Raw genomic sequence first — 20,678 nt, forward strand, 5'->3', positions numbered from 1 at the left:
GATGACCCTCAACGCGATCGAGCGCCTGGAACGGGCGATGGAGGCCGGGCGCCGCGACCTGCCGCTGGTGCGGGTCGCCGGCCCCGTGCGCGAGGTGACCGCCAGCGCGGCGCGGGTCGCGGGCGTGTCCGCCTTCGTGCGGCTCGGCGACCGCATGGGCTTTTCCGCCGACGGCCGCACGCAGGTCGGCGAGGTGGTCCGCATCGATGCGGCCGGCGCCACGGTGAAGCCGTTCGAGAGCCGGATCGAGGCCGGCATCGGCAGCCTCGCCCACCGCATCGGCCCGGCGCAGTTGCGCCCGGACCCGCGCTGGAAGGGCCGGGTGATCGACGCGCTCGGCCGCCCCGTCGATGGGCTCGGCCCCCTGGCCGAGGGGCCTGCCAGCGTTCCGCTCGACGCTGACCCGCCCGCCGCGATGACCCGCGCCCGGGTGAAGACGCCGCTGCCCACGGGGGTGCGGGCGATCGACCTGTTCACGCCGCTCTGCGCCGGCCAGCGCATCGGCATCTTCGCCGGCTCCGGCGTCGGCAAATCGACCCTGCTGGCGATGCTGGCCGGGGCGCAAGGCTTCGACAGCGTCGTGGTCGCGCTCGTCGGCGAGCGCGGACGCGAGGTACGCGAGTTCCTCGAAGGGCCGATTGCGGCGGCTCGCGACCGCGCCGTGATCGTGGTCTCGACCGGCGACGAGAGCCCGATGATGCGTCGCCAAGCGCCGAAGGTGGCGCTGGCCGTGGCCGAGTCCTTCCGCGACCGCGGCGAGTCGGTGCTGCTCATCGTCGATTCCGTGACCCGCTACGCCCACGCCGCCCGCGACGTGGCGCTCGCCGCGGGCGAGCCGGCGGTGGCGCGGGGCTATCCGCCGAGCGTCTTTTCGGACCTGCCGCGGCTCTTGGAACGCGCCGGCCCCGGCGCGGAGGGCACCGGCACGATCACCGGCATCTTCTCGGTGCTGGTCGATGGCGACGACCACAACGACCCGGTCGCCGACTCGATCCGCGGCACCCTCGACGGCCACGTGGTGCTCGACCGCGCCATCGCCGAGCAGGGCCGCTACCCGGCGATCGAGCTGCTCGGCTCGATTTCGCGCCTCGCGGGCGAGGTCTGGACCGGGGACCAGCGCGAGCTGGTGCGCAAGCTCAAGAGCATGATGGCGCGGTTCGAGGAGACGCGGGATCTGCGCCTCATGGGCGGCTACCGCGCCGGCAGCGATCCCGACCTCGACCAGGCCGTGAGCCTCGTGCCGCGGATCTACGAAGCCCTGCGCCAGGAACCGGGCCAGCCGCCGAGCCGCGACGCCTTCCTCGAACTCGCCCAGTCCCTGCGGGGATGAGGATGACTTTGCATTTCGATGACCCGGCGGACGCAGCCAAATCTATGCAGGCTGCGAAAACTTGCCTGCGCCGCCCCGCCCTCGCGGGGGCAGACGACGAAGCGCCGAACGCATCGCCGTCCGTGATCGACCACGCCTTCAGCCCCGCGCAAGCGACACCGTGTCCAGTGCGCAAGAATTCGAAAGTCAACGAGGTGTCCGCATGAGTCTCATCGGCGTGCTCCGCACCGGCGTTTCCGGAATGAACGCTCAGTCCAACCGTATCTCGACGGTGGCCGAGAACATTCAGAACGCCAGCACCACCGGCTATAAGCGTACTTCGGCCGAGTTCTCATCGCTGCTGCTCGATTCCGGCGATGTCGGCAACTACAACTCGGGTGCGGTCGAGACCACCTTGCGCCGTTCGGTGAGCGAGGGCGGCCCCATCGCCTCGACCAATTCCGACAAGGATCTCGCGATCCAGGGCAACGGCTTCTTCGTGGTGAGCGACGCGGGCGGCGCGCCCTTCATGACGCGGGCCGGCAACTTCGTCGTCGACGGCAAGTCCGGCAACCTCGTCAATGCCGGCGGCTTCACCCTGATGGGATACAGCCTCGCCAACGGCACCCCGAACCCGGTCCTCAACGGCGTGGCCGACCTCAAGCCGGTCAATGTCAGCGTGATGGGCCAGGAGGCACGTCCCTCCACCTCGGCGACGGTCAGCGGCAACCTCTCCTTCGAGACGCCGGTCTACGATCCGACGGCGACGGGTGCCATCGGCTACTCGAAGAAGAACTCGCTCAAGGTCTACGACAATGTCGGCCGGCCGGTGACGCTCGACGTCCAGATGACCAAGTCCGCCGCCAATACGTGGACGGTCGCATTCTTCGATCCGGCGACGCCGGGCGCGTCCGTCGGCTCGACCAGCGTGACCTTCGACGGCAACGGCAAGGTCAATGGCGGCGGCTCGGCCCTGGTGAACGTGCCGAACGGCCGCAGCATCACCGTGGATCTGGGCGGCCTGACGCAGCTCTCCGGCGACCACAACCTCTCCGGCACCGCCAACGGCTCCTCGCCCACCTCCGTGAGCGGAACTGCCTTCGGCGAGGACGGCACGGTCTACGCCGTCTACACCGACGGCACCCGCAAGGCCGCGTTCAAGGTGCCGCTGGCGGATGTGGCGAGCCCCGACAACCTCGCGCCGCGGGCGGGCAACGTCTTCACCACGAGCGCCGAATCCGGCGACATCCAGGTCGGCTTCGCCGGCCAGGGCGGGCGCGGCATCCTGAAGGCGGGCGCACTCGAACAGTCCAACGTCGATGTCAGCACCGAACTGACCACGATGATCGAGTCGCAGACGGTCTACACCGCCAATTCCAAGGTGTTCATGACCGGCAACGAGCTGCTCGAAACCCTGATGAACCTGAAGCGCTGACGCGGACCATCGTCGCATCCGGGGGCGCCGGCCCGACACCGGCGCCCCCGTCTCGTATCGCGTCCCAGGAACCGACCGATGGGTCTCACCCTCGCGCTCAACACCGCGCGCGCCTCGCTGCTCGCGAACTCGAACCAGATCGCCGTCTCCGCGCGCAACGTCGCGGGCGCGAACGATCCCGGCTATTCGCGCAAGATCGCGACGCTGGTCGCCGGCAGCGCGGGCGGCGCCACGGTGACGATCACCCGTGCGGGCGACCCGGCGCTCTATGCCCGCACGCTCACCGCCTCGTCCGACGCCGCCCGCGGCGACGCCCTTCTCACCGGGCTGACGAAGCTCGCCCAGACCATCGGCGACACCGCGGACCCCACAGCGCCGGCCGCGCGCCTCACGGCTTTTCAGGCTGCGCTCCAGGCCGCCGCCAACCAGCCCGACAACGCGCAGCTCGCCCGTGACGCGGTCGAGTCCGCCAAGGCCCTGGCGGGAAGCCTGAACCAAGCGGCGGACGCCGTGCACGCCACACGGGCGGAGGCCGATGCCGGCATCGCCGCTTCGGTGACCCGCATCAACGACCTCCTCGTCCGGTTCGACACCGCCAACCGCGCCGTGACCAAGGCCACAGCCCTCGGCGGCGATGCCACCGACGCACTGGACGACCGCGACCGTATCCTGACCGCGCTGTCGCAGGAGATCGGCGTTCACGCCGTGGCCCGCGAGGGCGGCGACATGGCGCTCTACACCGATGGCGGCGTGACCCTGTTCGAGCGCGGCCCGCGCACGGTCACGTTCACGGACACCTCCGTCTTTGCCGCGGGCACCGTCGGCGGCGGCGTGAGGATCGACGGCGTGCCGGTGACCGGACCCGCCTCGCCGATGCCGCTCGGGTCCGGGCGGATCGCCGGGCTCGCGGCCCTGCGCGACGGGGCGGCGGTCCAGTACGAGGCACAGCTCGACGCCCTCGCCGGCGGGTTGATCGATGCCTTCGCCGAGACCGACTTCTCGTTGATTGACGAAGGTCCGCGAGCCGGCCTGTTCACCGCGGGCGGCAGCGGCATCCTGCCGACGGGCGCCGGGCGCACCGGCCTCGCGGCCTCGATTTCGGTCCACGCGGCGGTCGATCCGGCCCGCGGCGGCTCCGTCGCCCTGCTGCGCAACGGCGGCATGAACGGCAGCGACTACATCGACCCGGCGGCGGGCGGCGACGCGGCCTATGCGGGCCGCCTTCGCGGGCTTCTCACCGCGCTGACGGCGGCCCAGCCCGTCGATCCGGCCCTCGGCCTCGGCACCTCCGCCGGCCTGCCCGACCTCGCCTCGGCCTCCGCAGGGTGGCTCGAAGCGCAGCGCAAGGACGCGTCGACCGATGCCTCCTACCAGAAGACCCTGCTGACGCGCGCCAACGAGGCGCTCTCGAACGTCGCGGGCGTGAACGGCGACGACGAGACCGCCCTCGCCCTTCAGTTGGAGCGCTCCTACAGCGCGTCGGCCAAGCTCCTCTCGGTCGTCAACGACCTCCTCAAGACCCTCTTCGACGCGGTGCGGTGATACGGCCATGATGACGACCGGCTTCATCTCAAGCCTCAACCTCTGGAACGCGCCGCGCACCGGCGCCTCACGGCTCCAGAGCGAACTCGCCAACGCGACCAAGGAGATCGCCACCGGCCGCTTCGCCGATGTCGGTGCGACGCTCGGCGGCGGTGTCGCCGGGGCGTTCAGCCTGCGGCGGCAGAGCGCCGTGCTCGCCTCGCTGACCCAGAGCAACACCGCGGCCACGTCCCGGCTCGCGGCGACGCAGGGCGCGCTCAACGAGATTCGCTCTTCCGCCGACGCGACGCTCAACGAACTGACCGCGCTCCCCGCCGACCAACGGGCGAAGACGCTCGTGGACGCCGCGCGCGGCCGCCTCGCAGCGCTGGCGGGCGCGCTCAACACCAGCACGGGCGGTCAGTTCGTGTTCGCCGGCACGAACAGTGGGACGGCACCGCTGACATCCTACGAGGGCAACCCGACCTCCGCCGCCAAGACGGCGGTCGATAAGCTCTTCTCGGACTTCTTCGGCTTCGCGCCCGGCTCTTCGGCGGCGTCCACCATCACCCCGAACCAGCTCAAGGGCTTCCTCGACGGGCCGCTCACCGGCCTGTTCACGGAGGTGAAGTGGGGCCAGACGTGGTCGGGCGCATCGAGCCGAACCCTCGACAGCCAGATCTCCCTCACCGAGACCGTCACCACCTCCGTGAGCGCCAACGCCGAGCCCTTCCGCAAGCTCGGCATGGCCTACGTCATCGCCTCGGGGCTCGGCCTGTCCGGCCTCTCGCAGGAGGCGCAGAACGTGGCGACGGGCAAGGTCATGGACCTGCTGGGCCAAGTCAGCGGAAGCCTCACCACGATGCAGGCCGATCTTGGCCGCACCCAGAGCCAGATCACGGACGCGAATGCGCGCATGGCCCGGCAGACCAGCCTGCTGACCGGGCAGATCCGGGATCTGGAAAACGTCGATCCGGCCGAAGCCAAGAGCCGGGTCGATGCCATCACGACCCAGATGCAGATGTCTTATGGGCTGACCGCGCAGTTGCGCAGCCTCAGCCTGATCAACTTCATCTCCTGAACGCCCGCCTTTTTGAAACCGAGTACGGAGCGTCGGCCCCGATGTACCGCCTGTCCTATGCCGAGATCATGGAAGACGCGCCCGACCTCGGTCGCGAGCGCGAGCGCGAGGCCTTCGACCGGGCGCTCAACCAGCTCCGCACGGCCGAAGCACGGGGCGCTGCGGCCGGCCCGGCGCGGAGCGCCGCCGTCGGCTCGATCCAGGATCTGTGGAACGTGCTGATCGCCGACCTGCTCGACCCCGAAAACGCTCTGCCCGAAGCCCTGCGCGCCGACCTCGTCGCCATCGGCCTGTGGAACATGCGCGAGGCCGGAGAAGTGCTGAGCACACCCGAGCGCAGCCTCGCAGCCTTGATCGAGGTCAACACCTCGATCCGCGACGGATTGCAGTAAGGGGCGGGCGATGACGCGCGACACCGGACGGGCCGCTGCCCGCACCATGCACCTGAGCCTGAAAGCGGGCGAGCGCGTCTACATCAACGGCGCGGTGGTGCGCGTCGACCGCAAGGTCGCGCTCGAACTGATGAACGACGCGACCTTCCTGCTGGAGGGCCACGTCCTCCAGGCGGAGGAGGCGACGACGCCCCTGCGCCAGCTCTACTTCGCGGCGCAGACCATGCTGATCGCTCCGGCCCAGGCCGGCCCGGCCCGGTCGCTCTACACCCGGATCGAGGAGGGCATCCTCGCCGTGACGACCGAACCGGCGATCCGGGACGGGCTGGCGGCGGCGCATGCCCTCGTCGAGGCGGGCCGGGCCTTCGAGGCGCTGAAGCTCATTCGCGCCCTCTACACGACGGAGGCCACCCTGCTCGGCCCGTTGGCGCCCCTCCCCGAGGTGCCGCCCGCCGCCCTCGTGCCATCCGCCCGCTCCGGCCCACGCCGCCGGCCGCGGACCCGGCCGGCCCTCTCCTCCGACAAGGCCTGAACGTCCATGGACATCCCCAGCACCGGCACGAGCACCAGCACGACCACCGCCGCGGCGGCGAAGGCGGCGACCTCGGTCGCCTCCAAGATGAATGCCGACACCTTCCTGACGCTGCTGATGGCCCAGCTTCAGAACCAGGATCCGACGAAGCCGATGGACTCGACGGAATATGTCGGCCAGCTCGCCACCTTCTCGCAGGTCGAGCAGGCCACCAAGACCAACCAGAAGCTCGATTCGCTGCTCACCTCGAGCTTCCTGAATCAGGCCGACGCGATCATCGGGCGGAGCCTCAGCTCGGCCGACGGCCTGACGACCGGCACGGTGCAGTCGGTGCGGGTCACCGGCGACGGCGTGATGGCCAAGCTCACCGACGGCCGCGAGATGCTGCTCGCCTCCGGCATCTCGATCAGCTAGAGCCGTGTCCGACCTGACGGCATCAGGCCGGCGTCTCCAGCTCCTTGTTTTGACGCGCATTCTTTCGACGAACCGGCGACCGCTTCGTCGGAATGCGCTCTAGGCATCGTCCCGAAAGGTGGCGGCCGGCTTGTCTGAAACGATGATGCGCCCTGCGAAGACCCGATCATGAACGAGGTCGACGCCCTCGAACTCGTCCGCTCCGCGATCTGGACGGTGCTGGTCGCCGCCGGGCCCTCCGTCGGCGCGGCGATGCTGGTGGGCATCGCGGTCGCCCTGCTCCAGGCGCTGACGCAGATCCAGGAGGTGACGCTCACCTTCGTCCCGAAGATCGTCGCGATCCTGCTGGTGATGCTGGTGACCGGCACCTTCGTCGGCGCACAGATCTATGCGTTCGCCGAGATGACCTACGGCCGGATCGCGACCGGGTTCTGAAACGCGGTCGCCGTCTCGCAAACGCGGTCCGCCTGGGAAGCGAAGCATCCGGCGCCAGGGCGCCGACACGGACCGGCTCGACCTTGGGAGAACGGTTGGGACCGGGCGGAGGAAGCTGTCGAGACTTGACCGCCCGGTCCCGCGCGAAAGCCTCGACCTTGGGAAGGACAAAAGCTTCGACACAGAAGACCTTAACACCAAGAGCAGGCCACGGCAGCACCCGATTCGACGCCCAGCCATGCGACGGGTGACGGCCGGCTTCGAGAGTCACGGTTAAGAGCTTCTGCCTGCCCCTCGCCCACTCGCGACCCGCCCTTTCCCGCGCCCCCCCGCACACGCTGGCCGCGCCCCAACCGGCGCGACCGTGAGGGAATCGGTTCACGTCATTCAGGGCGTCTCGCCATTCGTGACGAGCGGCGGTTTCGAATGGCTGCCCCGGTCATGACAAGGGGCGCGGAACGACATCGCCGTTCCGCGCCCCTTGGGCTTCGGGTTCGTGCCGTGGCTTTGCGCAGCGGGGATCAGGCCGCGCGGACGGTGGCCAGGAAGCGATCGACCTCGCTGGTGAGGTACTCCGACTCGCGCGACAGCTCGGAGGCCGCCACCAGAACCTGGCTCGCGGCCGCGCCCGCTTCGTCGGACGCCTGAGCGAGGCCGACGACGTTGCGCGTCACCTCGGTCGTGCCGGTGGAGGCTTGGGCCACGTTGCGCACGATTTCCTGCGTGGCCGCGCCCTGTTGCTCGACGGCCGCCGCGATGGTCGCGGCGACGGCGTTGATCTCGCCGATGCGCCCGGTGATCGAGCCGATCGCCGAGACGGCCCGCTCCGTCACGCCCTGGATCTCGCCGATCTGGCTGGAAATCTCATCCGTCGCGCGGGAGGTCTGGCTGGCGAGTTCCTTCACCTCCGTCGCCACGACGGCGAAGCCGCGCCCGGCCTCGCCCGCCCGCGCCGCCTCGATCGTGGCATTGAGCGCGAGCAGGTTCGTCTGCGAGGCAATGTTGGAGATCATGCTGACCATGTCGCCGATGCGGGCCGAGGTCCGGCTGAGTTCGCGCACCAGTTGACCGGTCTGATCCGCATCGGCGACAGCGGCCTGCGCGAGCCCGGCGGAGCCCTGCACCTGCCGTCCGATCTCCTGGACGGAGACGCCGAGTTCCTCCGCCGCCGCCGCCACGGTGCCGACATTGCTCGCGGCCTCTTCCGCCGCCGCGGCGACGGTGCCCGACTGGTTCGCCGTCTCGTCGGCGGTCGAGGACATCTGCTGCGCGGTCGCCTGAAGCTCGGTCGCCGAAGAGGAGACGCGACCGACGATGTCGCCGACCGCCCGCTCGAAGCCGTCGGCGAGTTCGATCATGGTGCGGCGGCGTTCGGCGGCGGCGGCCTCGTCGGCGATACGGCGCATTTCGGTCTGCTCCGCCGCCTTCTGCGCCACCATCGCCTTGATGCCTTCGACCGCCCGACCCACCGCGCCGATCTCGTCGCCGCGGGCGGCCTCGGGGATCGGCGCATCGACATCCCCTTCCGCCATGCGCCGCAGCACGGCGACGAGGCCGGCCAGCGGCCGGGTGATGCCGAACACGGTGATGACGGAGGCCAGCGCGAGGGCGGCCAGGAAGCCCAAAGCGGAGGCGATGCTGAGGATCGTGCTCGAGCGGCTCGCAGCCCGCTCCGCCTCGTTTCGCGCCGCGGCGAGTTCCTCGCTCAGCACCCTGACACGCCCCTGAACGGCATCGCGGAGCTTGACGCGGGAGACCGCGGCTTCCGTCAGCAAAACTTCGGTAGCCGCGTCGTTCTGGTTCTTGAGCCCCAGTTGAAGGACGCGCTGGTTGACGGAAAACAGGGCTGCAGCGGCATCGCGCAACTCTTCGTTGACCTTGCGACGTTCTGGCGTTTCGGCGACCTCATTGAGTTGTTCGACGAAAGCGTATGTCGAAGCAACGGCCGCATCGTAACGTTTCCTGTAAACTTCCAACTCTTTTGGGCGCGTCTCGATGACGATGTTCCGAACCAAAATCGCAGTCTCGTTTGCATAATGCCTGAGCAAAAGCATCGCCTCCAGGCGCTTGACCTGAACATCGACGATCCGTTTTGTCTGATCGGAGACGCTCGATATCGTCCCATGGGCATAAAAAATTATCGCAATAGAGACAAATACAGTCATCAAAATCGGCAAGAACGATTTGATGATGATTCTCGCATTTCTTAGAACTTGCATTTGTTGCCTCGCAATTTCTAGAATAAGCCAGTCTATCCTCACCCCCTACAGTGGCGTAGCAGACATTATCAAATGATGAAATTGTCGTGATCTGGACCCTGTCCGCAGGACGGTCGGGTCGCCAGGAGACCCGTTCCGGCGCGCCGCGCCGTGTCCGATGACACGGGCTTGGCCCCCTTCACCCGATGAGCGACCGCTTCCCGCTTTTGCCCGCGGGCACCCATCCCCACGCAAGCTTGCCGCGCCACAACCGCCTCGACCTTGAGGGAATCGGTTCACGTCATGGCGGTGAGCGAAGCGCTCGTCCTGGAAAAGCGGTCGCGGCGCGACTTCGGGTTTGCGGCGGGCATCGTCGCGATCCTCGCGGTGCTGTTCCTGCCGGTGCCGGCGGTGTTGCTCGATGTCGGGCTCGCCTTCTCGATCGCGCTCTCGGTGCTGATCCTGATGGTGGCGCTCTGGATTCAGAAGCCGCTCGAATTCTCCGCCTTCCCCACCGTGCTGCTGATCGCGACGCTGCTGCGGCTGGCGCTCGGCATCGCCACGACGCGGTTGATCCTCGCCAACGGCCAGAAGGGCGTGGACGCCGCCGGCCACGTCATCCAGGGCTTCTCGCAATTCGTGATGAGCGGCGATTTCGTCATCGGAATCGTCGTCTTCGTGATCCTCATCACGGTCAACTTCCTCGTCATCACCAAGGGCGCGACCCGTATCGCCGAGGTGGGCGCCCGCTTCACCCTCGACGCCATCCCCGGCAAGCAGATGGCGATCGACGCCGATCTCAATGCGGGGCTGATCGACGACAAGGAGGCGCAGCGCCGCCGCCGGGAGCTGGAAGAAGAGAGCGCGTTCTTCGGCTCGATGGACGGCGCCTCGAAATTCGTGCGCGGCGAGGCGGTGGCGTCGCTCATCGTCATCGCCGTCAACGTGTTCGGCGGCGTCATCATCGGCACCACCCGCCACGGCATGCCGCTGGGTCAGGCCGCCGACGTCTTCGTCAAGCTGTCCGTCGGCGACGGCCTCGTCTCGCAGATCCCGGCGCTGATCGTCTCGCTGGCCGCCGGCCTCCTCGTCTCGAAGGGCGGCACCCGCGGCGCGGCGGAAGAAGCCGTGCTCGGCCAGCTCAGCGCCTATCCGCGTGCGCTGATCGTCGCCGCCGCGCTGATGCTGATGTTCGCCATCGTCCCCGGCCTGCCGTTCCTGCCCTTCGTGACCCTCGCGGGCCTGATGGGTTTCGTGGCGATCACCATCCCGAAGCGCCAGGCGGCCCGCGCCGCCGCCGCGGCGGCCCAGGTGAAGCGCGAGGAGGAGAGCAAGCAGGCCGAGACCAAGGAATCGGTCAAGGAGCAGCTGCGCACGCCGGAGATCGAACTCTGCCTCGGCCGTCAGGTCGCGGCGCAGATCCAGGGGAACCACGCCGAGCTGCACCACCGGGTCGCCAAGATGCGCCGCAAGTTCGCGCGCCAGTACGGCTTCGTCGTGCCCGACATCAAGCTCACCGACAGCCTCAACCTGCCGCCCAAGACCTACCAGATCCGCATCCACGGCACGGTGGCCGCGACGCAGGAGATGCGGCCCGGCGAGTTGCTCGTCGTGGTCGGCGACGGGCCGCGCCCCGATGTGCCGTCCGAGGAGGTGCGCGAGCCCGCCTTCGGCATGAAGGCGCTGTGGGTGGTCGATGCCTATGCCGGCGAGATCCGCCGCTCCGGCTTCGAGGCGATCGACGGCGCCTCCGTCCTCCTCACGCACCTCTCCGAGGTGATCCGCAACAACCTGCCCCAGTTCCTGTCCTACAAGGACATGCGGGCACTGCTCGACCGGCTCGACCCCGAATACAAGCGGCTGATCGACGAGATCTGCCCCTCGCAGATCTCGCATTCGGGCCTGCAGGCGGTGCTGAAGCTGCTGCTCTCCGAGCGCGTCTCGATCCGCAACCTGCATCTGATCCTGGAGGCGGTGGCCGAGATCAGCCCCCATGCCCGCCGCGCCGAGCAGATCGCCGAACATGTCCGGATGCGCGTCGCCCAGCAGATCTGCGGCGATCTGGCCGAGGACGGGGTGCTGCACGTGCTGCGGCTCGGCGCCAACTGGGATCTCACCTTCCACCAGAGCCTGAAGCGCGATGCCAAGGGCGAGGTCATCGAGTTCGACATCGACCCGCGCCTCGTGGAGCAGTTCGGCACGGAAGCCGGCGAGGCGATCCGCGAGCGGATGCGGCAGGTCCACGGCTTCGCCCTCGTCACCGCCCCCGACGCCCGGCCCTATGTGCGGATGATCATCGAGCGGATCTTCCCGACCCTGCCTGTGCTCTCGCATCTGGAGATCGCCCGCGGCGTCGAGCTGAAATCGTTGGGCACCATCTCGTGATTCCGGGCTTCGGCGGCCTGCTCGGCGGAGAGGCCTTCCTCGGCGTCTTCCTGATCTTCTGCCGGATCGGCGGCTGCCTCCTGATCGTGCCCGGCTTTTCCAGCCCGCGCGTGCCGGCGCAGGTGCGGCTCCTCATCGCCGGCGGCGTCTCGCTCGCCGTCACGCCGCTCCTGCTGCCGCTGTTCCAGACCAAGCTCTCCGGCCAGACGCCGACCGAGACGCTGACATGGATCGCCAGCGAGACGATCACGGGGCTGCTCATCGGCCTGCTCGGGCGCATCTTCATCTTCGTGCTGGAAACCGTGATGAACGCGGTCTCGACCATGGTCGGCTTCGGCTCGATGCCGGGCACGCCGGTCGAGGGGACCGAAGCGATCCCCGCGGTCGAATCGCTGATCGTGTTTGCCGCGGTCGCGCTGATGTTCGCCGCCGACCTGCACTGGGAGCTGTTTCGCGGCCTCGTCGATTCCTACGGCCGCATCCCGCCGGGCGAGGGCTTCGGGACGCAGACCGCGCTGGTGCGCATCACCGACCAGATCGGCGAGGCCTTCACCCTCGCCCTGCGCATCGCCGCCCCCTTCATCATCTATGCGGTGGCGGTGAACCTCGCGGCGGGCTTCGTGAACAAGCTCACGCCGACGATCCCCGTCTACTTCGTCGCCACGCCCTTCGTGATGTTCGGTGCGTTGCTGCTGCTCTACTATCTCTCCAGCGAGTTCATGACGCAGTTCCTCTCCGGCTACGTCGCCTGGCTTCGCAAAGGCTGAGAGGAAAGGGCTGAGCGTCATGTCCGCCGCCGACATCGCCAAGCGCCTGAAGCGCGCCGAGCGCCTCACCGCCGTGCAGGAGCAGATGCGCCGCGCCGCCGAATGGCAGCTCGCCGAGACCCGGCGCAATGTCGAGGCGGTCGAGGCGGATCGGGCGGCTTTGCTCGCCGCGGTCGGCTCCTCGGCCCACGGTCACCTGTTCCTGGAAGCCGCCAACCGCCGCCTGCGCGGGCTCGCCACGCGGGCGACCGAACTCGAACGGATCGCCGCGTCCCAGGCGGACGAGGTGCGCGAGCAGGGCCTCGCGCAGAAGCGCGCGGAGCTGAGCGCCGAGCGGATCGAGACGCTGCTCGACCGGGAACGCGACCGGGTCGAGGCGATGGAGCGGCTCGACAGCCTCGCCCAGCGCCGCGATGCAAGCCTCCCGTAAGCCAGCGGATCTACACTCCCCTCCATCCTCAGCGGTGTGCGCCCGGTTCGCGCCGCATCAAGGTTTGACGGCGCGATGAGCATCACCCCCCCTTCCGACATCGTGATGGATGTGGCGCGCGCCGCCGATCCGGCCCGCTATCAGGAGGCTGCGGCCAAGCTGTCGCAGCCCGGCGACCCGGCCGCCTTCGCCAGCGCCGCCGACGACGCGGCGCGCGAGGCGGGCCTGACCACGCATATGCCCCTCGACGTCCACGGGGCGCTGACGGGCCTGAAGAACGAGACCGCCCGGACCGGCTCTGCCGACCCCTACCGAAAGTTCGAGGGGCAGGTGATCCAGCAATTCGTCGAGGCGATGCTGCCCAAGGCCGAGAACGTCTTCGGCAAGGGCAATGCCGGCGGCATCTGGAAGTCGATGCTCGCCGAGCAGCTCGGCCAGCAGATCGCCCAGACCGGCGGCATCGGCATCGCCCGCATGCTGAACGCCGCCCGCCCCGCCAGCACCCCGGTGGCGCCCACGGGCACCGGCGTCGCGAGCAAGGTCTGACCGCCATGCTGCTCGAATCCCTGAAGCGGTTGGAGGCCACCGTCGAGGCCGAGACCGAAGCGCTCGGTGCCAATGCGGCCCTCGATCTCGATGCGGTCAACCGGGCCAAGAGCCGGAGCCTCCTCGAACTCACCCGCCTCGCCCGCGGCCTCGATGTCGCGACCCTCGATGCCGAAACCGGGATCGTGCTGGCGCGCCTGCGCGACAAGCTGATCCGCAATCAGGAGGCCGTCGCCCTGCATCTGCGGGCGGTGGAGGAGGTCGGCGAGACGCTGCAGGCCAGCCTTCAGGCCGCAGAGTCCGACGGCACCTATTCGGCGCGCCTGGGACGCGACTGAGCCATGCGCATCCTCGTCTCGGGCCTCTGGATCTGCGCCGTCACCATCGCCTCCTGCTACGCGGCGGTGACCTTCGGCGGCGGGTTCTTCTCGAAATCGACCGAGCCCTATCTCGAAGGGCTGCAATATCAGAAGCTTGCACCCATCAACATTCCGATGGTCGCCGAGGGCAAGGTGCAGGGCTACGTCATCGCCGTGCTGGTCTTCACGGCCGACGCCAAGCTGATGCACACGCTCCCCGTCGCCCCCAACGCCTTCGTGGTCGATGAGGCCTTCCGCCAGATCTACGGCGACACCACCATCGATTTCCGCAAGCTCGCCCGCTACGACATCAACGGCCGGCTGGCCCAGATCCGCGCCAAGGTGAACGAGCGCCTCGGCTCCGATGTGGTGAAGGACGTGCTGGTCGACGAACTGAACTTCGTCGCCAAGCGCGAGGTGCGCTCCTGATTGTGATCAGGTGCGCCGTCGGCATTCGTCGATCAAATCCTTCAGCTCGTAATCGATCACGTACAGGCGACCCAAGCTACGTTTGTGAGAGCCACCATAGAAGAATCCTGTCATCTTATAGATTAGGCTTGCGTGAATGAGGCCTCGCCCGAACGGAAGCCCCCATCCACTCTGATAGAGCGTCTTGTTTCCGATCGACATCAAGTCGGAAATTGAATTCGACGCATCAGCACGTTCAGCAAACAGGAGATCGATCCGGTCGCTAAGTTCCTGAACGCTCAGCTTGGCAAGATCGCCCCTGAGATTGATCCCGATGCGCATTCTCAGCCGTGGTCCGCAAGATTTCTGGAAATCGCTTCAAAACTGCTCAAGCGGAGCGTGAGCTGGACACTCCATATCCGGCCGGCTTTCAAGCGCTGCGTGGTCGTTGGATAGATACCACAGGAAAATGGTGACAAGACTCCTGTTGATCCCATCTATTCCTGCTCGCATCCTGCCGCCGCCATGACCTGCTTTACCGGCCTTTCCGCCTTCCCGATCACCCCCGCCTCCCCCGACGGATGCGTGGATATGGCGGCGTTGCGCGCGCTGGTGGCGCCCCTCGCCGCTGCGGGGGTGGATTCGATCGGGCTTCTCGGCAGCACCGGCACCTACGCCTATCTCTCCCGCGCGGAGCGCCGCCGCGCGCTTGATGTGGCTCTTGAGGAAGCCGGCGGCCGGGTGCCGGTCATCGTCGGAATCGGAGCTTTGCGCACCGACGAGGCCGTGGCCTTGGCGCAGGACGCGCGGGCGGCGGGTGCCGCCGCCGGGCTCCTGGCTGCCGTCTCCTACACGCCGCTGACCGACGAGGAGGTGTTCGAGCATTTCTCCGCCGTCGCCACGGGCAGCGGCCTGCCGATCTGCATCTACGACAATCCCGGCACCACGCATTTCCGGTTCACGCCCTCGCTGGTCGGGCGGCTGGCCCATGTGCCCGGCATCCGCGCGCTCAAGAGCCCGGCGCCGGATTCCGAGACGGTGGCCGGCCAGTTCGACGCCCTGCGCCGGGCGGTGCCGGCCGAGTTCCGGCTCGGCTTCAGCGGCGACTGGAACGCGGCCGAAGCGCTGCTGGCGGGCGGCGAGGCTTGGTACAGCGTCGCGGCCGGGCTGTTTCCCGAACCCTGCCTCGCGATCCTGCGGGCGGCACGCGCCGGTGAGGTCGCGCGGGCGCGGGCCCTGCACGCGCGGATGCAGCCGCTCTGGGATCTGTTCAAGGAATTCTCAAGCCTGCGGGTCACTTACGCGGCTGCCCGCCATCTCGGCCTGTGCCGAACCGATCCGCCCCGACCGATCCTGCCGCTGCCCGAGCCTGTCCGGAATCGGGTGGCCGAGGTCATCGACCGGCTCGCGCTCGCCTGATCCGGCCGCTGCGGGACACTCGCGCTCCCGCGTTCTTAAAGGTCGATTCACGCAGAACTGTTTGACTCACCCTCAGAGTAAGTTCTGCGTAATCGAGTGCCATGCCCCCATCGGTCGCCGGCGCGCCGGACCTGTCCGGCCTCATCGAGCTCTCGCGCGATCCCGCGCTGGACCTGAAACCCGTGATTCTGCGGGTGCAGACCGACCTGTTCCTGGCCGCTCCGGTCCATGACCGGGCGATCCTCAGGGAGTTCGAATCCCTCGCCGCGGGCCTGATCCCGACGGTGGACGAGGAAACGGCGCGCGTCGTCGCCGAGAAGCTCAAGGGATGCCCCGATGTCCCGGCCAACGTGCGCGCCGCGCTCGAAGCCCGCGGCTTCCCCATCGCGCTCCCTCCCGAGCCCGAAACGGAAGCGGAGGCCGACCGGGCGCTCGCCGAAAATCCCGGCGCGCTGATCGGCACCCGCGTGCTGGACCGCCTGCTCACCCGCGCCCGGACCGACGCGGATCTCGCCCAGATCCTGCTCGCCCGGCCCGACATCCCGCCCGCCGACCTCGCGCCGCTCTGGCTCTATGCCGGTCCGGAGCAGCGCAGCGCGATCACCCAGGCCGTCGAGGCCACCGCCGCCCTGCGCCCCTGCCCGCCGGCCCCCCGCGCCCTCGCGACGCGCCTCGTCGAGCATTCCCATGCCCGCGACGTGCCGGCCTTCATCACGGCGCTCGGCCAAGGGCTCGGGCTGCCGCCGAACTATCTCGGCGCCGCCGTCGATCCGGTGGCCCGCTACGACCTGCTGACGCTTGCGCTGCGCGCGGCGGATCTGCGCGAGGGCGAAGCGGTCTTCGTCTTCCTTACCCTCAACGACAGCGTCGCGCGCTCGGTCGATCGGGTGTTTTCCCTCGTCACGCTGTTTCGCGAGACGAGCCGGGCCACCGCCCGCGACCTGCTCTGCGCGATCTTCGGCGTGCCCGTGATGGAGCGCGCCGCGGGCGAGCACCAGCCGCTGCACGGCCCCGAATCCAAGCGCGGCAGCACGGCGGCCGAGCGCCTGCGCACGGTGCTGCCGATGCGCCTGCGCCGGACGAGCTGACGCCGCGCTTGAGCGCTACTCCGCGAGCGGAAGGCCGTGCCGGCCCTCGCGGTCGTCGATCTCGACGATCCAGAGATCGGAATCGAAGCGGATCTCCCGCGTGAGGCGTTCCTCGACATCCGGGGACGGGGCGGCGGTGAGGATCGGCGTGAAGCGGCGATCGCCGTCGTCATCCGCTTCGATCAACGCCTGCGGCGCCGGGCCGTAGAGGTCGGCAGTGCCGTCGAGCCGGTCGATCTTGACGAAAATCGCCCCCGCCTCCGCCGAACCGCGGCGGCGCTGCACGGCGGGAATGTTCTCGCCGTTGAGGCGGCGCAGATGCGCGGAGACCCAGAAATCCGAGCGAAGGCGTGGCATGCCCGGTTCATAGGCGCCGATGGCCGCCGCGTCGATGGCGCGGCGGCATAGCATCAGTGCCGGCGCGCTTTACCCGCCCGCCTTGGCGGTCATCTCGCGGGTCAGGGCGCGCAGGGTCGGCCCGGTCGCCTCGCCCTTCACCGGCATCTTGCGGTCGCGCTCGAACTTCTCGATCGCCGTCTTGGTGCCGGGCCCCATCAGGCCGTCATCCTTGAGCGGACCGTAGCCGAGCTTGGCCAAGGCGCGCTGGGCCCGGATCACGGTCGGGTCCGGCTTCGGCCCCTCGGACTTGCCGGCCTCCGTCTTCGCCTCGACCTTCGGTTCATTCGCGGCGGGCTTGGGTGCGGGCTTGCGCTCAGCCTTGGGCGTGACCGAAGCGGTCGTCTCGCCGGAGCGGATCATGTCGGCGATGCTGTCGCGGGCGGGCACCGGCACCTCCCGCACGGGGGCGGGCTTCGGCGTCTCGATGGCGCGCACCTCCCGGGCTGGTGGCGCTGCGGGCCGCGCGGCGGCCACGGGCTTCGGCTCGACGGTCGGCAGGATCGGAGCCGGGTGCGGCCCGGCCTGGAGGCCCATGGCATTGACGCAGACATAGACCGCCGCGCCGACCCCGAGGAACGTTCCGACCACGCCGCCGGGATAGCGCCGGCAGACCTGCCCGGCCCCCGTCGCCGCGGACAGGACAGCGGCCTTCCAGCCGGACGCCGCAGGCCCGCGGGGGGCGGGCTTGCGGCGCGGGGCGGATTTGGCCGGGCTTCGGGCGACGCGCATGTCACCGGGGACGACGATCTCGCGCTGGTCCCGTCGGGCGGGCGGCTCGCGCATCAATTCGCTCCTTTACGTGGAAATGGTGCCTCGCTCGGATCGCTCATCCGGCGCGGCGCATCGGCGGGTTGGTCGAGAGCGGGGCGGGATCGAACAGGCCGGCCGGCCGACGGATCGGCTCAGGCGCCGGCTCCGGCATCGCGGCGACTCGCACCGAGGTCCGGATCGGGGCCGGCTGAGCCGGGGCGGCAGCCTTCGCACCGCTTACCGAGCCGTCCCGCGCGCCGGCCGTGCCGGTTTTGGCGCGGCTGCAATCGAGCGGCAGGGTCACGGTGACGGCGGTGCCCTTGCCCGGCGCGCTCTCGACGGAGACGGCGCCGCCATGCAGCCCGGCAAGGCCGCGCACCACCGAGAGGCCGAGCCCGGTGCCCTCGTGGGTGCGCCCGTAGCCGCCGCCGACCTGGAAGAAGGGGTCGCCGAGCCGCGGCAGGTCGGCCTCGGTGATGCCGATGCCGTCGTCGCTCACCACGATGTCGAGATAGGCCCCGCCCCGGCGCACCATCACCTCCACCCGCCCGCCGCGCGGCGTGAACTTCACGGCATTCGAGATCAGGTTGATGAGCATCTGGCGGCAGGCGCGGGCATCGGCCACGAGGGCGCAGCCGGCGGGCACGGGCGCGCTGGTCAGGGTGATGCCCGAGGCATCGGCCTTGAGCCGCATCAGGTCGCAGCAGGCACGGATCAGCGCCTCGACATCGACCGGCTCCGGCTGGAAGTCGAAATGCCCGCCGCGGATGCGCGAGATGTCGAGCAGCGTGTTCACCACGTCGAGCAGGTGGCGCCCGGACTGGGCGATGATGCCGGCATATTCCCGCGACCGCTCCGGCGAGAGGCTCACCGCGCCCTCCCCGCCCAGAACGTCCGAGAAGCCGATGATGGCGTTGAGCGGGGTGCGCAGCTCGTGGCTAACGGTGGCGAGGAAGTGGGTCTTCACCTCGTCGGCGCGCTCGGCCTCGGCGCGGGCGCGGTCGAGTTCCTGCGCGTGGCGGCGATGCTCCGAGACGTCGCGGGTCACGGCGACGACCGTCGAGCCGTTGGCACCCGCGAGCCCCGCCTCGATCCGGTGGGCGCGCATCTCGGCGAAGATCGTGCGGCTGCCGTCGCCGCGCGGGACGTCGAGATGCAGGCGGAACGGTACAGTGGCCGGCGTGCCGTAGGCGGCGACGTCGCTGATGGCCTGGAGCAGGGCCGGACGGTCGCCGATATGCACCCGGTCGAGCAGGCCATGGCCGCGCAGGCGGCTCGCCTCGGCGCCGACGAAGCGGGCGGCCGAGCCGCTCGCCTCCAGCACCCGGCCATTGGCGTCGTGCCAGGTCACGAGGTCGTCGATGGCCGAGAGCAGCAGGCGGTCGCGGGCTTCGTTGTCCTGCATCCGGGCGCGCCACTCGCCCTCGCGGCGCATGTGCTCCATCGCTTGGGCCGCGATGTGGCCGATGGCGGTCACGGCAAAGACCGGCATGACGACCGCGTTGGGCCAATCGAGCGCGAGGGCGCCGACCGGCAGGTAGCCGCTCAGCGCAATCGCGAAGGCGCCGAGGACGGCGATGACGGACGCGGCGATCGTCGCCCGGCGCGAACCGGAGATCATCGCCTCCAGCGGCACCGCCACGAGCCAGATGGCCGCGGCCGAACTCGCGCCGCCGGTCAGCGCGGCGAGGCAGACGACGATGCCGGTCAGGCCGAGCGAGGACAGGGCATGGGCGACCCAGAGCGAGCCGGTGCGCGACAGGATCACGGCGGCTAGCAGCGGCAGGAACAGGCTGGCGATGGCGATCGCCTCTAGGCCGCTCGGGACACCGCGCCAGACGAGGTAGGGCGGCAGGCCCGCCAACATCACGGCGCCGGTGGCGAGCCGCGAGATCAGGAACCGCTCATGGCGGAAGCGCACGCCCGGCTCGCCCAGCGCAGACGCATGGACCAGCCCGGCCAGGCGGGAATCGAACAGGGAGGCAAGGGCACCGTCTTTACGCAACACCACCACGCACAACGCAAGCCTTGACCCGGTACACGGGTGTCTTGCGCCCCTCGACTGCTCGTTACGATCTCGAGCAAACCGTCGCAGAGGCGGTTTAAGCGAGGATGAAAAGGGTCGCTCACTTGCCGCCGACCGCGGCGGCGACGGACCCCGGCGGAGGCGCCGATACCCGCTTTTCACAATCCCCGGGCAGGGCCGGCGAACCGCTTCACAGAGGGTAAACAGGGGTCCGGGAGGGGCGTGTTGGTACGAAAAACACTTCGTTCACCACGTCGGCGTTTTCGACTCCTCGGGTTCATCCGGCGGTGCCGCGGGGATGGCAGGATCAGGTGATCGACCTCCGCCGGCCGCGTGCCGGCAAAGCAGCGCCTTTCGGAACCGGATCGATGTCGTTTCTTCTGCGCGCCGCCCTCGTGATCGGCGCCCTCTCCTATCTCGCGCTTCAGCGCCAGGGCGGCCCCGATCCGGCCCGGCCGCACGTCGCCGGGGCGGGGATCGCGACGGGTAATGTGATGGATCACCTGACCACGGGCGGCATCGGCGCGCTGGTGGAGGCCGTGAACGCCCTGCCGCCCGAGGCACGCGAGGACATGGCGCGGACCGGGGCGAACGCCCTCATCCGCCAGGTCGGCGGACGGATCGCGCCGCCCCCGCCTTCCGCCGACACTCTGTCCGCCAGCGATCGACAACCGCCCTGGCGGGGAGCAACTTCCCCCTGAGCGCGGTTCTGGCCTGATGTGAGGGCCTCGCAAAACGCCTGACCGCCGCTCCTCTCTGAGCAGGGCGGCGCAGCGGGCTTTTT

Annotated in this window: 22 protein-coding genes; 17 read left to right on the forward strand and 5 right to left on the reverse strand. The window is 69.4% G+C overall.

Annotated elements, in window-relative coordinates; all coding sequences use genetic code 11:
• Position 1: 1 nt before the first annotated feature.
• The 8 genes from fliI (at position 2) to fliQ (ending at position 7,119) form a co-directional block, all read left to right on the forward strand.
• Positions 2-1,330: a flagellar protein export ATPase FliI gene (fliI, locus tag ASF53_RS04005; RefSeq protein WP_003606033.1), complete on the forward strand. Its 1,329-nt coding sequence runs from the start codon at positions 2-4 to the stop codon at positions 1,328-1,330.
• A gap of 202 nt (positions 1,331-1,532) precedes the next feature.
• Positions 1,533-2,744, forward strand: a complete 1,212-nt coding sequence (locus tag ASF53_RS04010; RefSeq protein ID WP_056194222.1) for a flagellar hook protein FlgE — start codon at positions 1,533-1,535, stop codon at positions 2,742-2,744.
• Positions 2,745-2,822: 78 nt separating this feature from the next.
• Positions 2,823-4,286 carry a flagellar hook-associated protein FlgK gene (gene flgK / locus ASF53_RS04015; RefSeq protein ID WP_056194225.1) on the forward strand — a complete coding sequence of 488 codons (1,464 nt, stop codon included), beginning with the start codon at positions 2,823-2,825 and terminating at the stop codon, positions 4,284-4,286.
• A 7-nt stretch (positions 4,287-4,293) separates the two neighbouring features.
• Positions 4,294-5,346: a flagellar hook-associated family protein gene (locus tag ASF53_RS04020; protein ID WP_056194229.1), complete on the forward strand. Its 1,053-nt coding sequence runs from the start codon at positions 4,294-4,296 to the stop codon at positions 5,344-5,346.
• A gap of 41 nt (positions 5,347-5,387) precedes the next feature.
• The gene (gene flaF, locus ASF53_RS04025) at positions 5,388-5,738 is read left to right on the forward strand and encodes a flagellar biosynthesis regulator FlaF (protein ID WP_056194231.1); all 351 of its coding nucleotides are present in this window, start codon (positions 5,388-5,390) and stop codon (positions 5,736-5,738) included.
• Between the two features lie 46 nt (positions 5,739-5,784).
• On the forward strand, positions 5,785-6,270 hold the full coding sequence (gene flbT / locus ASF53_RS04030; protein WP_502690552.1) for a flagellar biosynthesis repressor FlbT: 486 nt from the start codon (positions 5,785-5,787) through the stop codon (positions 6,268-6,270).
• A gap of 6 nt (positions 6,271-6,276) precedes the next feature.
• The gene (flgD, locus tag ASF53_RS04035; RefSeq protein ID WP_056194238.1) at positions 6,277-6,684 is read left to right on the forward strand and encodes a flagellar hook assembly protein FlgD; all 408 of its coding nucleotides are present in this window, start codon (positions 6,277-6,279) and stop codon (positions 6,682-6,684) included.
• 168 nt (positions 6,685-6,852) lie between these two features.
• Positions 6,853-7,119, forward strand: a complete 267-nt coding sequence (gene fliQ / locus ASF53_RS04040) for a flagellar biosynthesis protein FliQ (protein WP_056194240.1) — start codon at positions 6,853-6,855, stop codon at positions 7,117-7,119.
• A 521-nt stretch (positions 7,120-7,640) separates the two neighbouring features.
• On the opposite strand, the gene ASF53_RS04045 is transcribed toward fliQ, so the two are convergent.
• Positions 7,641-9,338 carry a methyl-accepting chemotaxis protein gene (locus tag ASF53_RS04045; RefSeq protein WP_056194243.1) on the reverse strand — a complete coding sequence of 566 codons (1,698 nt, stop codon included), beginning with the start codon at positions 9,336-9,338 and terminating at the stop codon, positions 7,641-7,643.
• 282 nt (positions 9,339-9,620) lie between these two features.
• On the opposite strand from ASF53_RS04045, the gene flhA reads away from it, so the two are divergent.
• The 6 genes from flhA to ASF53_RS04075 all read left to right on the forward strand — a co-directional run bounded on the left by flhA (position 9,621) and on the right by ASF53_RS04075 (position 14,233).
• Positions 9,621-11,702, forward strand: coding sequence for a flagellar biosynthesis protein FlhA (flhA, locus tag ASF53_RS04050; protein ID WP_056194246.1), 2,082 nt, complete (start codon positions 9,621-9,623; stop codon positions 11,700-11,702).
• Positions 11,699-12,469, forward strand: a complete 771-nt coding sequence (gene fliR / locus ASF53_RS04055) for a flagellar biosynthesis protein FliR (protein ID WP_056194249.1) — start codon at positions 11,699-11,701, stop codon at positions 12,467-12,469. The genes flhA and fliR overlap by 4 nt, the downstream gene beginning before the upstream one ends.
• A gap of 19 nt (positions 12,470-12,488) precedes the next feature.
• A complete protein-coding gene (locus ASF53_RS04060) occupies positions 12,489-12,899 on the forward strand; it encodes a hypothetical protein (RefSeq protein ID WP_056194252.1) in 411 nt (136 codons plus the stop codon).
• A gap of 75 nt (positions 12,900-12,974) precedes the next feature.
• A complete protein-coding gene (locus ASF53_RS04065) occupies positions 12,975-13,445 on the forward strand; it encodes a rod-binding protein (protein WP_056194254.1) in 471 nt (156 codons plus the stop codon).
• 5 nt (positions 13,446-13,450) lie between these two features.
• The gene (locus ASF53_RS04070; RefSeq protein ID WP_056194258.1) at positions 13,451-13,783 is read left to right on the forward strand and encodes a hypothetical protein; all 333 of its coding nucleotides are present in this window, start codon (positions 13,451-13,453) and stop codon (positions 13,781-13,783) included.
• A 3-nt stretch (positions 13,784-13,786) separates the two neighbouring features.
• Positions 13,787-14,233, forward strand: coding sequence for a hypothetical protein (locus ASF53_RS04075; protein WP_003604063.1), 447 nt, complete (start codon positions 13,787-13,789; stop codon positions 14,231-14,233).
• A 6-nt stretch (positions 14,234-14,239) separates the two neighbouring features.
• Here the strand turns inward: ASF53_RS04075 and ASF53_RS04080 are convergent, their stop codons facing one another.
• Positions 14,240-14,554 carry a hypothetical protein gene (locus ASF53_RS04080; RefSeq protein WP_056194261.1) on the reverse strand — a complete coding sequence of 105 codons (315 nt, stop codon included), beginning with the start codon at positions 14,552-14,554 and terminating at the stop codon, positions 14,240-14,242.
• A 183-nt stretch (positions 14,555-14,737) separates the two neighbouring features.
• Here ASF53_RS04080 and ASF53_RS04085 point away from each other — a divergent pair, with 183 nt between their 5' ends.
• Positions 14,738-15,631 (forward strand): dihydrodipicolinate synthase family protein, encoded by an 894-nt coding sequence (locus ASF53_RS04085; RefSeq protein WP_056194264.1) that lies wholly within the window; start codon positions 14,738-14,740, stop codon positions 15,629-15,631.
• A 101-nt stretch (positions 15,632-15,732) separates the two neighbouring features.
• A complete protein-coding gene (locus ASF53_RS04090; protein WP_056194268.1) occupies positions 15,733-16,719 on the forward strand; it encodes a hypothetical protein in 987 nt (328 codons plus the stop codon).
• Between the two features lie 15 nt (positions 16,720-16,734).
• On the opposite strand, the gene ASF53_RS04095 is transcribed toward ASF53_RS04090, so the two are convergent.
• The 3 genes from ASF53_RS04095 to ASF53_RS04105 all read right to left on the reverse strand — a co-directional run bounded on the left by ASF53_RS04095 (position 16,735) and on the right by ASF53_RS04105 (position 19,882).
• A complete protein-coding gene (locus ASF53_RS04095; RefSeq protein WP_056194393.1) occupies positions 16,735-17,076 on the reverse strand; it encodes a DUF1491 family protein in 342 nt (113 codons plus the stop codon).
• Between the two features lie 69 nt (positions 17,077-17,145).
• A complete protein-coding gene (locus ASF53_RS04100) occupies positions 17,146-17,901 on the reverse strand; it encodes a peptidoglycan-binding domain-containing protein (RefSeq protein WP_056194271.1) in 756 nt (251 codons plus the stop codon).
• A gap of 43 nt (positions 17,902-17,944) precedes the next feature.
• The gene (locus ASF53_RS04105) at positions 17,945-19,882 is read right to left on the reverse strand and encodes a sensor histidine kinase (protein ID WP_056194397.1); all 1,938 of its coding nucleotides are present in this window, start codon (positions 19,880-19,882) and stop codon (positions 17,945-17,947) included.
• A gap of 380 nt (positions 19,883-20,262) precedes the next feature.
• Here ASF53_RS04105 and ASF53_RS04110 point away from each other — a divergent pair, with 380 nt between their 5' ends.
• Positions 20,263-20,595: a hypothetical protein gene (locus ASF53_RS04110; RefSeq protein ID WP_056194401.1), complete on the forward strand. Its 333-nt coding sequence runs from the start codon at positions 20,263-20,265 to the stop codon at positions 20,593-20,595.
• Positions 20,596-20,678 lie beyond the last annotated feature (83 nt).

Source organism: Methylobacterium sp. Leaf123 (assembly GCF_001423405.1).
GTDB lineage: Bacteria > Pseudomonadota > Alphaproteobacteria > Rhizobiales > Beijerinckiaceae > Methylobacterium.

Coding starts and splice junctions, on each gene's coding strand:
- ASF53_RS04060 (WP_056194252.1), top strand. CDS start 12,489: ATGTCCGCCGCCGACATCGCCAAGCGCCTGAAGCGCGCCGAGCGCCTC.
- fliQ (WP_056194240.1), top strand. CDS start 6,853: ATGAACGAGGTCGACGCCCTCGAACTCGTCCGCTCCGCGATCTGGACG.
- flbT (WP_502690552.1), top strand. CDS start 5,785: ATGCACCTGAGCCTGAAAGCGGGCGAGCGCGTCTACATCAACGGCGCG.
- flaF (WP_056194231.1), top strand. CDS start 5,388: ATGTACCGCCTGTCCTATGCCGAGATCATGGAAGACGCGCCCGACCTC.
- ASF53_RS04010 (WP_056194222.1), top strand. CDS start 1,533: ATGAGTCTCATCGGCGTGCTCCGCACCGGCGTTTCCGGAATGAACGCT.
- ASF53_RS04085 (WP_056194264.1), top strand. CDS start 14,738: ATGACCTGCTTTACCGGCCTTTCCGCCTTCCCGATCACCCCCGCCTCC.
- fliI (WP_003606033.1), top strand. CDS start 2: ATGACCCTCAACGCGATCGAGCGCCTGGAACGGGCGATGGAGGCCGGG.
- ASF53_RS04070 (WP_056194258.1), top strand. CDS start 13,451: ATGCTGCTCGAATCCCTGAAGCGGTTGGAGGCCACCGTCGAGGCCGAG.
- ASF53_RS04045 (WP_056194243.1), bottom strand. CDS start 9,338: ATGCAAGTTCTAAGAAATGCGAGAATCATCATCAAATCGTTCTTGCCG.
- flhA (WP_056194246.1), top strand. CDS start 9,621: ATGGCGGTGAGCGAAGCGCTCGTCCTGGAAAAGCGGTCGCGGCGCGAC.
- ASF53_RS04065 (WP_056194254.1), top strand. CDS start 12,975: ATGAGCATCACCCCCCCTTCCGACATCGTGATGGATGTGGCGCGCGCC.
- ASF53_RS04100 (WP_056194271.1), bottom strand. CDS start 17,901: ATGCGCGAGCCGCCCGCCCGACGGGACCAGCGCGAGATCGTCGTCCCC.
- ASF53_RS04110 (WP_056194401.1), top strand. CDS start 20,263: ATGTCGTTTCTTCTGCGCGCCGCCCTCGTGATCGGCGCCCTCTCCTAT.
- ASF53_RS04090 (WP_056194268.1), top strand. CDS start 15,733: ATGCCCCCATCGGTCGCCGGCGCGCCGGACCTGTCCGGCCTCATCGAG.
- ASF53_RS04095 (WP_056194393.1), bottom strand. CDS start 17,076: ATGCCACGCCTTCGCTCGGATTTCTGGGTCTCCGCGCATCTGCGCCGC.
- flgK (WP_056194225.1), top strand. CDS start 2,823: ATGGGTCTCACCCTCGCGCTCAACACCGCGCGCGCCTCGCTGCTCGCG.
- ASF53_RS04080 (WP_056194261.1), bottom strand. CDS start 14,554: ATGCGCATCGGGATCAATCTCAGGGGCGATCTTGCCAAGCTGAGCGTT.
- ASF53_RS04075 (WP_003604063.1), top strand. CDS start 13,787: ATGCGCATCCTCGTCTCGGGCCTCTGGATCTGCGCCGTCACCATCGCC.
- ASF53_RS04020 (WP_056194229.1), top strand. CDS start 4,294: ATGATGACGACCGGCTTCATCTCAAGCCTCAACCTCTGGAACGCGCCG.
- flgD (WP_056194238.1), top strand. CDS start 6,277: ATGGACATCCCCAGCACCGGCACGAGCACCAGCACGACCACCGCCGCG.